A 13,323-nucleotide genomic window follows, 5' to 3' on the forward strand; every position below is an offset into this window, starting at 1 on the left:
ATGTTTATTTATAGTGATTTATAGGTATTAACCACATTTTCAGGAGTAAAGCCGAATTTTTCAAGAACTAGACCGCCAGGTGCAGAAGCGCCGAAGTGATCAATTGTAATTGTTTTGCCTTCCGTTCCTACATAGCGTTCCCAACCAAAGCTTGCTGCAGCTTCAATTGCCACACGTTTTGTCACAGCTTTAGGTAACACACTTTCTTTATATTCAGCAGATTGTTTTTCAAACAAATCAAAACTTGGCATTGACACGACAGATACATCGATGCCTTCTTCCGCTAATTTCGCTTGTGCTTCCACTGCTAGATTTACTTCAGAACCAGTCGCAATTAAAATCCCTGCTGGTTGTTCACCTTTTTGTGGTGACAATACATAAGCACCTTTTTGAACAGAAGCAGAAGCGTGTTCTAACGTTCCTTCTAAAACAGGTAAGTTTTGACGACTTAGAACTAAAATAGTTGGTGTTTCCGTAGAAGTCATAGCAATTTTCCAAGCAGCAACAGTTTCATTGCCGTCTGCTGGACGAATCACATGAACATTTGGAATGCAACGAACACTTGCTAATTGCTCAATTGGTTCGTGTGTTGGCCCATCTTCACCCACCGCAACAGAGTCATGTGTTAAGACGTAAGTTACAGGAACTTTTTGTAAAGCGGCTAAACGGATTGCTGGACGCAAGTAGTCAGTAAAGACGAAGAATGTCCCGCCATAAACATGGCTACCACCGTGTAATTGAATCCCGTTCATTGCTGCAGCCATTGCAAATTCGCGAACACCAAACCAAATATTACGGCCTTCGTATTGACCAGGTTCGAAATCTTTTTCTGCAGCAACCATTGTATTATTTGAGGCAGATAGATCGGCTGAACCGCCCCAGAAACTTGGAACAACTTTTGAAATAGCTTGAATCGTTTCTTTACTTGTTACACGACTTGCGGCACTTGTTCCTAGTTCATATTTAGGTAATTCTTGTTCCCAACCTTCAGGTAATTGGTTGGCAAAAGCTTCTTTAAATTGTTTGGCTAATTCTGGATGCGCATGTTCATAGTTCTTAAACATCTCATTCCAAGCCGCTTCAGCTTTTTGGCCTTCGTCAATCATCGTTTCTTTAAAACGAGCAGCGACTTCCTCTGGCACAGTAAAGTCAGGGTATTCCCAACCATAAACAGCTTTAGCCGCTGTAATGCCCTCTTCACCAATTGGCGCGCCGTGAACGGAAGATGTTCCTTCTTTTGGTGCTCCGTAACCGATGACTGTTTTAACTTCAATCAGTGTTGGTTTATCTGTTTCAGCTTTAGCCGCTTCAATCGCAGCCTCTATTTCATCTAAATCATTGCCGTCTTTAACTAAAATATGTTGCCATCCGTATGCTTCATAACGAGCCCCAACATTTTCAGTAAAGGCTTTAGAAGTTGGTCCATCTAATGAGATGTCATTTGAATCGTACAAGACAATTAATTTACCTAATTTCATATGACCAGCCATTGAACTTGCTTCTTGAGAAACACCTTCCATTAAATCGCCGTCACCACAAATTGCGTACGTGTAATGATCCATAATAGGGAAACTATCACGATTATAAGTTGCAGCTAAATGCGCTTCAGCCATTGCCATACCAACAGCCATAGCAATCCCTTGTCCTAGAGGTCCCGTTGTTGCTTCAACACCATCTGTGTGGTGCACTTCTGGATGCCCTGGTGTTTTACTATCCCATTGACGGAAATTTTTCAAATCGTCAATTGTTACGTTGTATCCTGATAGATGTAATAAGCTGTACAACATTGCAGAGCCGTGGCCTGCTGAAAGTACAAAACGATCACGATCAACCCAGTTTCTAGAAGTTGTTGGGTTCACCTTTAAATGTTTTGTCCAAAGTGCATACGCCATTGGGGCAGCACCCATTGGTAAACCAGGATGTCCTGAGTTCGCTTTTTGTACGGCTTCAATACTTAATGTCCGGATTGTATTAACGCCCAATTGATCTGTCTTGTCAAACAAAAAAATCATCTCCTAATTTAGGTTTTTTTTACCTTTATTCATAGTGTAGCTTATTTCGACAATGAAAGCAATTACTTTCTGTTGTGAAGTCCTTTTTCACGTTGAATTTGTTTTAGTTTTTCAGGAGTCACATCGGTCCCTTCTTGATCCACGACCTTCATTCCTTCGATATGGTGACGCATCCCTCCACGAAATGCTTCTAAATACTCTTTACGTAATTCTTGTTGTTCGACTTTTTCTTTCACACTAAGTTCTTCCACTTTTGCTTTATTCGCTAATTCATTTATACGGGCAATTTTTTCTTTCGATAACATCAAAATCCCTCCTTACTCTCACTGTCTATATTATAAGAACTGCCTTAAAAAAACAACTATATTCTGATATTTATAAAACACGAACGCTTGTTTGATTTCGTTCGCATTTTATGGTACACTAATTTTATCAATTGAAAGAAGGTGCGGGTTTTGGCGAAACGTACAGAAACAAGACAATTAGAAGTACTTAAATATATATACGAACAAGTCGAATTAAAGGGTTATCCGCCAACCGTTCGCGAAATTGGGAAGGCTGTTGATTTATCCTCAACTTCTACCGTTCACGGACATTTAGCTCGTCTTGAAAAAAAGGGTCTAATCTTACGTGACCCAACAAAACCGCGAGCAATCGAATTAACACCAGAAGGCTTGGAAAAGATCGGAATTCAACCGACAACTATTCCGATGTTAGGTGTCGTAACTGCTGGTGAACCAATTTTAGCGGTGGAAGAAGCATCAGATTTCTTCCCGTTACCTCCTGATTTACGTACAGAAGAAAATGCTTTATTTATGTTGACGATTCGAGGAGAAAGTATGATTAACGCAGGTATTCTAGATGGCGACCAAGTGATTGTTCGTAAGCAATCGAATGCCAATAATGGCGACATCGTAATCGCAATGACCGATGAAGATGAAGCAACCTGTAAACGATTCTTCCGAGAAGTAAATCATATCCGCTTGCAGCCTGAAAATGATGCATTAGCGCCTATTCTTTTAGATAACGTTACAATTTTAGGTAAAGTTGTTGGTTTATATCGGAATCATATTTAATAAAAAAAAGGAAGTCACTCCGTTGAGCGGCTTCCTTTTTTGGTTGTTAACAAGTAAATAGCCTTTTGAGCTTCCTCGATAACCTCTGCTTCAGTTTCTACAGAAAGTAGATAATTTAAAGCTTCTAAACTTTGCTCGGGTTCTCTTTTTGCGAGCTGACCTAACGACCAAGCAGCTGTTCCGCGAATGACAGGACGCTGATCATTTAAACAGAGAATAATTTGTGGGATAGCTTCACGGCCGCCCAAATTCGCTAACGCAATTAAAGCATTTCGTTGCAATGGTTTTTTGCCACGCCAAGAGCCTGCTAAGTGTCCGAATTGCTGTTTAAACTCTTTATTGGAAATAGTTAATAACGGTGCCAATTTGGGATAGACTTCTTCAATCTTTGGTTCCATCTCTTCATGAAAATGAAAATCTTTTCCTTTATTATAAGGGCAAACCAGCTGACAAATGTCGCAACCATAAATGACGTTACGCATTTTTTTCCGATACTCTTCAGGCATCATGCCTTTTGTTTGCGTTTGATAAGACAAACATTTTTGAGCATTCATTCGACCGTCCCCTAACAAAGCCCCTGTAGGACACCCTGTGATACAACGAGTACAATCACCGCAACCATTTGGAACAGGTTCATCTGGTTCAAATTGAATGTTGGTGGTCACCTCACCTAAATATACAAAGGAACCAAATTCTTCGGTAATCAGTAGACCATTTTTACCAATGAATCCTAAACCCGCCCGCTGAGCAACAGCGGTGTCAACATATTCGCCAGTATCTACTTGCGGCCGAAAGCGCCAGTGTTCTTTTTCTGCTTCAGTGGCAGCTTGCTCTTCAATAAAAGCAATTAATTTTTGCAACCGATCCTGCAAAATGTGATGATAATCAATTCCCCAAGAGGCTCGCGCAAATTGTCCACGCTTTTCATCTCTAGGCATTTTTTCCTGAGCTTTGGTGGGATAAGCTAAAGCAATGGAGATAATACTTTTAGGATGCTCAAACGTTTTTTCTGGGTAAATTCGTTCTTCCACATTTTGATGTTCAAACCCCGAGTTATATCCTCGCTCTCGTTGTTCATGCAGAGAATCTTCTAATTCAATAAATGGTTCAGCATGAGTAAAGCCGATTTTATCGATGCCTAAACGTTGACTCTCTTGAATAATTTTTTCTTTCAATGTTGGCATTGCTCATGCCTCCCTTCATTTTATTATTTATCGTTTCGATGATACGTTTCATAGTCATGTGCATAGAGATTTTTCTCGTCCACGACGCCGGGAACAGTGGCAACTTTTTCCCAAACAGACCAGTCGATTTCTGGAAAGAAGGTGTCGCCTTCAAACGTTTCATGAATCATCGTCCGATATAAGACATCGCATGCGGGAATCAGTTCTTTAAAAACGACAGAACCTCCACCAATAACGGTCACACCTTCATAGTTGTCAGCATATGCAAGAATTTCCTCTACGGAATGCATAACCAAAACGCCTTCAGCTTGGTAATCCGGATTACTGGTAAGAACAATCGTTGTTCGATTTGGTAACGGACGACATCCCATACCTTCGAAAGTTGCACGTCCTAAAACCAATGTATTATGAATTGTTTTTTCCTTGAAAAATTTCAAGTCGTTGGGTAAATGCCAAGGCAATTTGCCTTCTTTACCAATCACTCCTTGTTCATCTTGGGCCCAAATAGCTGCTAACATAGCTTCTCTCTCCTTTTTTATACGGCAATCGGCGCTTTAATCGTTGGATGTGGGTCATAGCCTTCTACTTTAATATCTTCCATATCAAAATCAAAAACAGAAGCCTTGTCTGGATTCAAAACGAGCGTTGGGAAAGAACGAACTTCTCGTGATAATTGTTCTTGCATTTGCTCCACATGATTTTGATATAAGTGGGCATCTCCTAGCGTGTGTACAAACTCCCCCACTTCTAAACCTGTTTCATGCGCAATCAGATGTGTCAATAAAGCATAGCTTGCAATGTTAAAAGGAACACCTAAAAAAACATCGGCACTGCGCTGATAAAGTTGACAGCTTAATTTTCCTTCATTTACATAAAATTGAAACATAGTGTGACAAGGCGGCAACGCCATTGAAGGCACATCTTCTGGATTCCAAGCGGAAACAATTAAACGGCGAGAATCAGGATTGGTTTTAATCATTTCAATCACATTAGCTAATTGATCAATAAAGCTACCATCTTTGGTTTCCCAGTGACGCCATTGCGCACCATAAATATTCCCTAATTCACCATATTTTTCTGCAAATTCTTCATCGTTTAAAATGGCGTCACAGAATTTTTGATGTTCTTCTTTGTATTGTTCTGCAAACGCTGGATCTTGTAAGACACGATGCCCAAAATCCGTCATGTCTGGTCCTTGATAATCTGCGCTTTTTACGTAACGTTCGAACGCCCATTCATCCCAAATATGATTATTTCGCTCTAACAAATAACGAATATTCGTGTCGCCTTTTAAAAACCACAATAACTCACTTTTAATCAAGCCAAACGGTACTCGTTTGGTTGTTAGTAAGGGAAATCCTTTGGCCAAATCAAAACGCATTTGATAGCCAAATAAACTATACGTCCCAGTTCCTGTACGGTCTTCTTTAAAATGACCTTCTTCTAAAATCTTTTTTCCTAGCGCTAAGTATGCTTCTTCCATCTTATTCCCTCCGTCTCTTAATCCGCGTATTCACTCAAGTATTCCCAACGATTCATTTTTTCTTCTAACAATTGTTCCGTTGCAGTTACTGCTTCTTGCAATTCTTGTAAACGAACAAAATCATCACCCTGATGATTCATTTCTTCAGTTAATGTTTCTAATTTCGTTTCTAATTGTGTGATATCTTCTTCAATTGTTGCCCACTCTTTTTGTTCCATATAAGTCAGCTTTGTTTTTTCTTTCTTTTCTGTCGATGCTTCTTTTACTGGTTTATTGAGCGGTTTTTCTTTGACCTTTTCTTGTTCTTTTTGGTTCGCCAAATATTCACTCATCGTGCCATAAAATGATAGGATCTGACCATTTCCTTGAAAAACTAACAATTTATCCATTGTTTTATCCAAGAAATAACGGTCATGAGAAACCGCAATTACCGCTCCTTTAAACGTTTGAATATAATCTTCTAAAATGGTCAACGTATCAATGTCTAAATCGTTGGTTGGCTCATCCAATAATAACACGTTAGGCTGACTAATTAATAATTTTAAGAGATATAACCGGCGTTTTTCTCCACCAGACAGTTTGCCAATCAGTGTGCCATGCATAAAACGAGGAAATAAAAAGCGCTCTAACATTTCAGCGACCCCAACGCTGCTTCCATCACTGCGTTTCACTTCTTCTGCTGCTTCTTGCAAATAAGCAATCATCCGTTGATTAGGATCCATTTCTTCGTTTTGCTGGGTATAATAGCCAATTCGGACGGTTTCACCGATACTATATAGGCCACTCTCTAAAGGAATGCGGCCAGCTAAAATATTTAATAACGTGGATTTGCCTGCACCGTTTTTACCAGTAATGCCAATTCGATCGTTTGCTTGAATGAGTAAATTAAAGTCTTTCAAAAGCTGTTTGTGATCAATGGCATAATTTCCTTCCTTGATTTCCAGAACTTTTTTCCCTAAACGCTGCGTGGCAAAGTCTGCTTCTAAGGTGCCATTGGTTTGTACCTGATGCAAGTTTTCTTTTAAATCCTGAAACCGATCAATTCTTGCTTGCTGTTTCGTTCCTCGTGCTTGAACGCCCGCTCGCATCCACGCTAGTTCTTGTTTGAAGAGCCGTTTTCTTTTTTCTTCTTGCTCTACAGCGACACGTTCACGTTCGGCTTTTTCCATTACATACGTTTCATAGTTTCCTTTGTATTCATACAGTTTTCCAAAAGAAAGTTCGAAAATCCGATTGGTTACTCGATCTAAAAAGTAGCGGTCATGGGTCACCATTAAAACCGCACCACGATAGTTATTTAAAAAGTTTTCTAGCCATTCAATCGTTTCATAATCCAGATGGTTCGTTGGTTCATCCAATAACAGTAAATCAGGCGCTTCAATTAAGACTTGCGCCAAGCTTACTCGTTTTAACTGCCCACCAGAAAGCTCACCTATTTTCTTTTCCAATGTGGGAATGCCTAATTTTTGTAAAATAATTTTTGCATTGGTATCTGCTGTCCAAGCATCTTGTTTATTCATGGCTTCTTCTGCTTGCGTGTAACGTCTTTGAACCCCTTCGTCTAAACCATTCTCACTTAAAGCAGCTAACGCTAATTCATAATTTTTGACCGCTTTTATGATCGGGCTGTCTCCCTGAAACACGGCTTCTGCAATCGTAATATTCTCGTCAAATGTTTGATTCTGGGAAAGGTACCCAATTTGATAATCACTTGGCTGCTGAATCGCAGCAAGATCACCATCACCGCTATCTACGCCAGCAATGATATTTAATAAACTGGTTTTCCCTGTGCCGTTAATCCCAATTAAACCAATGCGATCTTTTTCATGAATCAAAAAAGAAAGATGATCAAATAGTGTTTTTTCCCCATATGTTTTGGTTAAATCTGTTACTTTTAATTCTTTCACCGACACTACCAACTCCTTCTATTTTGGTCTTGCTTATTGTATCAAAAATTGGATTATAAAAAAAGTGCATGAGATAAAAATCGTCTTGGTTTCATCTCATACACTATTACTTATTCTTTATTAAAATTTTTAACAAATCGTTTCAGCGGAACGTTATTCACTTCGCCGCTAATCGAATAACTCTCTAATAAATTGACATTTTTTCGTAACTCGTTCGCTTCGATAATTGAAATGCGTTCAGATTGTTCATAATGATCAATCATCCGTCGTTCTTCTTGGAAGCCTAATAATAGGTCTTTGACATAGTCTGTCTCCGTATGAACAATATACGAATCAATAAATTCGCCTTTTTCAAACTTATGGGCTAAATCCAAGCGTCCGTCAATGAAGAAATCAATTAAATCATCATCATAGACACCGCGCAAATTATCTAAACTCTTCAGAATAACTTGAGAATTTCTTAGAAAAACTTGGCGAATATTTTCTAGTTCTTCATTTCGTAATTCTTTTTCTTCTTCAGAAGCTTCACCACGATTGAAAAATAGCTTAGGATGTAAAAGAATCGAAATGATTTGTCGAGCAAATAATAACCAAAAGCCTACAATCGATAATAATTGTTTGGCAATCGACCGTTGCATCCGTGTAATCAAGCGTTGATACATACGATAACTTCTGACACTAATTTCTCCTTGTTTCAGACTTTCTTCTAGGCCGTCTCGTTCAATGGACACAATTAACGTCCGCAACTCTTGCACTTCTTGTTTTCGTTCTGCACTTAGCTGCTCGGTATACAATTCTTTTAAACGATCCTGATAATTTTCAATGACCGCATTCATTTCACCACGAGGATTCTCTTCATTTTGCTGTTTTAAGACATCAATGACATCACGTAATAAATCAATTTCGACTGACTCTTCATTTTCCACTTCTGTCTCTGAATCAGTTAAAAATGGTAAAACTAGAATCCCGCCAATCAGAGTCACCAAAATAACACAAGCCGTAATGAATAGTAATAACGGTCGTTCTTTAAAATGCTCCCCGTTAATCGCTGTTGGCAAAATAAAGATGGTGGCTAAACTCACTGTTCCTTTAACACCGCCAAAAGTTAAAATCAGCATTTCATTCATTGCGTTTTTAACTTTCTTAAGTCCATGTTGAAGCGTGTAAACACTGAAAATGGCTAAGAAACGAATCAAAAAGACAACGGCGCTAATAATTAGAACAACCATTAGTAGGAACCAGTTTGAATATTGTTGGTCAATCCAAATTGGCGAAAACACTTGAGAAAGTTCAATTCCTAAGAATAAGAAAACTAAGGCATTTAAGGTGAACTCAATCATACTCCAAATACTTTCGCCAACATTTGACAGCTCTGCTTCAAAAAGCGAAACTTTTTTCAAACTAGACGCTTGCATAATTCCAGCAATCACAGCAGCAATAATTCCAGAAACGCCAATCAACTCTGAAATTAAATAAGCAATAAATGGCAAGAGTAATTCAATCAACAAGTAGCCTGTAACATCTTTTGCCACTGCAGTTTCAAGTAAATGAACAATTTGCTGTTTTAATAGAACTAACACGATTCCGACTACCGCTCCACCAATACTGGAAATAACCAAGGTCCCTGCCGCTTCCACCGGCGAAAATGACCCCGTTAATAAAGCCGCTAATGCAAATTGAAAGGCTGTAACGCCTGATGCATCATTAATGAGTCCTTCACCAGATAAAATGTTCATCGAACGTTCAGGAATGTCAATTCGACCTGATAACGAACCTACCGCCACCGCATCCGTTGGTCCTAGAGCCGCTCCAAAAGCGAAGCAAGCGGCTAATGGTAAAGTAGGCAAAATCATATGCAGGGTCCAGCCGACTCCGACTAAAGTGATTAACACACCAAAAAAGGCCAAGAAAAGAATCATCCCGAAATTTTTCATCATTGCTTTCAGATTGATTAGCTCCCCTTCTCTAAATAAAAGCGGTGCAATAATCATTACTAAAAACACTTCAGGCTCAAATTCAATTTCCTGCCCCATTTTAGTTAAACCAATTAGAACGCCTACAATAATTTGCACAATTGGCAGCGGAATGACGGGAACAATCCGGTTGAATATGTTTGAGAAGGTAATAGACAGTGCAAAAACAATGATTAGAAAGGTAAATTCCATCCTATCATTCCCTTCTATATTAAATTTTTATTGACTTACCGATCAAAACATTTAAGTAATTTTTTCTTTTTAAGAATAATTTTCTTTTCAACTTCTTCTAACTCAGAACTGCGTTCGCAAAGTTCCAATTGAGCGCGTCGTGCTTCTAAACGAAGAAGTTCTCCTTTAATTAATTCAATTTTTTTGTAGCGTAAGAAATTTTTCTTTTGCATACGTTCTGCAAAGTGTTGTCGTTTTTCTTCAGGGATTGCTTGATATTTCTTTTTCAAGTCAGCGACACACTTTTCAAATTCTTCACTCACCGAAACAACTTCCTTCCAAAATTTAATCTGACTAATTATAACAAATTTTACCAAAAGTACAAGCAAAATTGCTTTCTTTTTTTCAAAAGAAATTCAGACAAAACTTAACGCGGGAAAAGCTGATTTCTAGGAGCTGAACATGGTTAATCTTCATTAACAATAATATCAATTTCTGCCTCTTCATTCATCCGTGTTGAAAGAAAAAGAACCATTTCTTCTAGTGGCGCAGAAAAGCGTAAAACCACCCCTCTTCTGCCTTTTTTTAAATACCCTAAACGAATACCGTTCGGTTTTTGAACAAGGACAATCTTTTCGATATCTTTAAAGGCCGTGCCCCGATTGTCAAAAGGATGCGTAATAATACAATTCTCCGCAAAACCTCTTGCATCGTAAAGAAAACTGAAGATAATCAAAATATATAACACACTTCGAATCATTTCAATTTTATCTCCTGCCGAAAATGCATTGGCCAGAATCATTAAACTAAAAAAAGCAACTAGATATTTTGTTGTAGGATGTTTTGCAGCCGGAATTACAATACTTTTACGTACGAAGTAAAAGTAACCATACATAACGACGACAAATAAAAATAGCAATAACGTAAATCCATCGATAATCACAAACGACTCCTTTATTTCTTTTTCTTTTGAATATCTGTTAATATATCATTTATTTCTTTAATTTCTTTTTTTGATTCGTTAATCTTTTTGATAACCGCCTCACGGTTTTTTCCAGGCGGTAAGTCAATTGATTCTTGGTAGTAGTTTGCTAAAGCTTGAACTTTTTTCATTTTTTCGCTTTGCAACAAGGCTATATTTCTTTTCATTTAACCGCCTCCTCTTCCTTAGTATACATTACTTTGTAAGGAATTGCTTAATTTGCAAGATATTTTCTAATAAAAAGGAGTAATTTTACATTTTCTTATAAACAAAAAGTGTTCGACTGAGTAACACCAGCGAACGATAAAATAATAGAATAAAAAATGAGACAGAAGTAGTTTACTTTTGTCTCATCTTTTATTATTGAGCTGAAATCGCTAAACCAATTGCTTTTTCCCCTAGGTGGGTCCCGATAACTGGACCAAAATGACCGATTTCAATTTCTGCATTTGGGTATAGCTTTTGTAATTTTGCTTGTTCTTTTTCAGCAACGATGCGGTTATTAGCATGAATCACATACAGTTTAACTGGTGCTTCAATCCCTGCGTTTCGTTCACCAATAATCTTTTCTGCACGAGCAAAAGCTTTCTTTGTTGAACGGATTTTTTCAAATAATACAATCTTTCCATCTTCAAAAGTCAATATAGGTTTAATCTTCAATAGTCCAGCAATCAAGGCTGCGCCATTCGTTAAGCGACCGCCACGAACTAAGTTGTTCAGATCTTCTACAATTAGATATGCATACGTATTGTCACGAATTAAATCTAATTTGGCAAAAATTTCTTCTAAGCTGGCTTTTTCTTCTGTTAAATCTAAAGCAGCTTCTACCATGTGTCCCATTGGCATACTTGTAATTTTTGAGTCATATGGATACAAAGCAACGCCTGGGATTTCATCAGTAAGTCCGTGCAATGTATGAACAAAACCAGAGATTCCTGAAGAAAGATGAATGCTGATGATGGTGTCGTACCCTTGTTCAGCGATTGATTTGTAAAGCTCTAACACTTCTCCTAAAGCAGGTTGTGAAGTCGTCGGAAATTCTTTACTATTATTTAGCAATGCATAATATTCATCTGCTTCAATGTCAATGCCTTCGTTGTATATTTTTCCATCTAAAATGACTGGGATGGGAATTACAAAAAGATTCGGATGATCTTTAATGCGCTCGGGTAAATAAGCTGTACTATCTGTCACAATAGCAATTTTCATTTTGTAACCTCGTTTCACTAATTTTCCACGTTGTTTCTAATATAGCATAAAAAAGGATATTTTAAAATGCTTTCCTTATTCGTTCAGGAATTTTTCGATGGCGTCAGCATTTTTTTGTTCATCTACTTCTAAAATACTGCCTGCATAAGAGGATTCACCAAAATTCCAAGAATCTGGTACCGGAACCGATAATGACTCAACCCCTGCTTTTCCTTTAATCAGCAATGATGGTCCGTTCGTTAGCATGAAACTGACAGGCACATCTGTCGACATATAACCGACTAATTTTCCAAGTGATTCTGGGGTTCTTAATAAAGTCATTGGGTTTTTCATTTGGCTCATTACAGCTGACATAACTTGTTGTTGGCGACGAACCCGACCAAAGTCGCCTTCTTCATCCATCCTAAAGCGAGCGTATTGAAGTAAGACATGTCCATCCATGACCTGTTGCCCTTTTTCAATATCAACACCATCTAAATTCAGTGATTTTTCTGCATCGATTTTGACACCTTTTGGAAACATAGAGTCAACAATTTTTTCAAATGATTGGAAATCTACCTTAGCATAATATTTCGTATCTAAATTAAAGTTTTGTTTTAACGTTTCACGAACCAATTCAGCACCGCCATAAGCGTATGCGGCATTAATTTTATTCGGCCCGACACCAGGAATGTCCACGAATGTATCACGCATAAATGAAATTAATTTCGGTTTTTTTGATGGTCCATTTAGTTGGAGAACCATTATTGTGTCGGCTCGTCCAGCATCTTCCCCACGTGTATCGCTGCCAAGAATTAAAATATTCTTAGCCCCATTGCTACTTTTGACACCATTAAATGTTTCTACTTTTTCTTGAGGCAACGAGTCATCATGTTCTGCTGCAGATTTTCCTTTTAAAAACATGACTGTACTATAGGCAAATAACAGAATCAATAGGATCACTAGCCATTTGAAAAAGCGTTTTGTTTTTGATTTTTTACGTTTCTTTTTTGGTTTCTTGTCTTTTTTTCCGCGGGGTGGTTGGTCAGAACCGTTGCCGCCACCTGAATCTGTTTGATGTCGCCTCTCCCTTCTGCGACTGTCCTCAGTATAGCTGTCTTCGTAAACTGGCTCTTGAAGGCTTTCAGCTAGTTCTTCTGGTTCTTCTTCTCTATGTTCACCCATTGATTTTCGGGGATTAAAGGTCTTTTTATGCTCTGCTGGTCTCGATTTTTCATGAATATGTTTATAACGATCTACACGACTCATCGTGTCACTCCTTTACCTCTGTGTTTTATCACCTTTCTTAGGATACCTCATTTCGCAGGAAATTCCTATTACAAATAT

13 protein-coding genes are annotated in these 13,323 nt (G+C 38.2%); 1 reads left to right on the forward strand and 12 read right to left on the reverse strand.

Going from position 1 to position 13,323, the window contains the following annotated elements:
* Positions 1-8: 8 nt before the first annotated feature.
* Together tkt and HMPREF2810_RS06850 are read right to left on the reverse strand one after the other, a co-directional pair.
* The gene (gene tkt, locus HMPREF2810_RS06845) at positions 9-2,003 is read right to left on the reverse strand and encodes a transketolase (RefSeq protein ID WP_010715205.1); all 1,995 of its coding nucleotides are present in this window, start codon (positions 2,001-2,003) and stop codon (positions 9-11) included.
* A gap of 71 nt (positions 2,004-2,074) precedes the next feature.
* Positions 2,075-2,317, reverse strand: coding sequence for a DUF896 family protein (locus tag HMPREF2810_RS06850; protein ID WP_010715204.1), 243 nt, complete (start codon positions 2,315-2,317; stop codon positions 2,075-2,077).
* A gap of 150 nt (positions 2,318-2,467) precedes the next feature.
* Between HMPREF2810_RS06850 and lexA the strand changes: the two genes are divergently transcribed.
* Positions 2,468-3,088, forward strand: a complete 621-nt coding sequence (lexA, locus tag HMPREF2810_RS06855; RefSeq protein ID WP_010715203.1) for a transcriptional repressor LexA — start codon at positions 2,468-2,470, stop codon at positions 3,086-3,088.
* A 14-nt stretch (positions 3,089-3,102) separates the two neighbouring features.
* On the opposite strand, the gene queG is transcribed toward lexA, so the two are convergent.
* The 10 genes from queG to HMPREF2810_RS06905 all read right to left on the reverse strand — a co-directional run bounded on the left by queG (position 3,103) and on the right by HMPREF2810_RS06905 (position 13,245).
* Positions 3,103-4,272 carry a tRNA epoxyqueuosine(34) reductase QueG gene (queG, locus tag HMPREF2810_RS06860; RefSeq protein WP_010715202.1) on the reverse strand — a complete coding sequence of 390 codons (1,170 nt, stop codon included), beginning with the start codon at positions 4,270-4,272 and terminating at the stop codon, positions 3,103-3,105.
* A 23-nt stretch (positions 4,273-4,295) separates the two neighbouring features.
* A complete protein-coding gene (gene dfr, locus HMPREF2810_RS06865; protein WP_002357568.1) occupies positions 4,296-4,790 on the reverse strand; it encodes a trimethoprim-sensitive dihydrofolate reductase in 495 nt (164 codons plus the stop codon).
* A 17-nt stretch (positions 4,791-4,807) separates the two neighbouring features.
* The gene (locus tag HMPREF2810_RS06870; protein WP_002369390.1) at positions 4,808-5,755 is read right to left on the reverse strand and encodes a thymidylate synthase; all 948 of its coding nucleotides are present in this window, start codon (positions 5,753-5,755) and stop codon (positions 4,808-4,810) included.
* Positions 5,756-5,772: 17 nt separating this feature from the next.
* Positions 5,773-7,662: an ABC-F family ATP-binding cassette domain-containing protein gene (locus HMPREF2810_RS06875; RefSeq protein ID WP_002365663.1), complete on the reverse strand. Its 1,890-nt coding sequence runs from the start codon at positions 7,660-7,662 to the stop codon at positions 5,773-5,775.
* A 110-nt stretch (positions 7,663-7,772) separates the two neighbouring features.
* Positions 7,773-9,827, reverse strand: a complete 2,055-nt coding sequence (locus HMPREF2810_RS06880) for a cation:proton antiporter (RefSeq protein WP_002360309.1) — start codon at positions 9,825-9,827, stop codon at positions 7,773-7,775.
* Between the two features lie 35 nt (positions 9,828-9,862).
* Positions 9,863-10,195 carry an ACP phosphodiesterase gene (locus tag HMPREF2810_RS06885; protein ID WP_002357572.1) on the reverse strand — a complete coding sequence of 111 codons (333 nt, stop codon included), beginning with the start codon at positions 10,193-10,195 and terminating at the stop codon, positions 9,863-9,865.
* Between the two features lie 77 nt (positions 10,196-10,272).
* Positions 10,273-10,749 carry a hypothetical protein gene (locus tag HMPREF2810_RS06890; RefSeq protein ID WP_002398295.1) on the reverse strand — a complete coding sequence of 159 codons (477 nt, stop codon included), beginning with the start codon at positions 10,747-10,749 and terminating at the stop codon, positions 10,273-10,275.
* A gap of 11 nt (positions 10,750-10,760) precedes the next feature.
* A complete protein-coding gene (locus HMPREF2810_RS06895) occupies positions 10,761-10,955 on the reverse strand; it encodes a hypothetical protein (RefSeq protein ID WP_002357574.1) in 195 nt (64 codons plus the stop codon).
* A gap of 193 nt (positions 10,956-11,148) precedes the next feature.
* Positions 11,149-11,997 carry a DegV family protein gene (locus HMPREF2810_RS06900; RefSeq protein ID WP_002382324.1) on the reverse strand — a complete coding sequence of 283 codons (849 nt, stop codon included), beginning with the start codon at positions 11,995-11,997 and terminating at the stop codon, positions 11,149-11,151.
* A 75-nt stretch (positions 11,998-12,072) separates the two neighbouring features.
* Positions 12,073-13,245, reverse strand: a complete 1,173-nt coding sequence (locus HMPREF2810_RS06905; protein ID WP_002420197.1) for an LCP family protein — start codon at positions 13,243-13,245, stop codon at positions 12,073-12,075.
* Positions 13,246-13,323: the final 78 nt, after the last annotated feature.

Source organism: Enterococcus sp. HMSC078F03 (assembly GCF_001811595.1).
Lineage (GTDB): Bacteria > Bacillota > Bacilli > Lactobacillales > Enterococcaceae > Enterococcus > Enterococcus faecalis.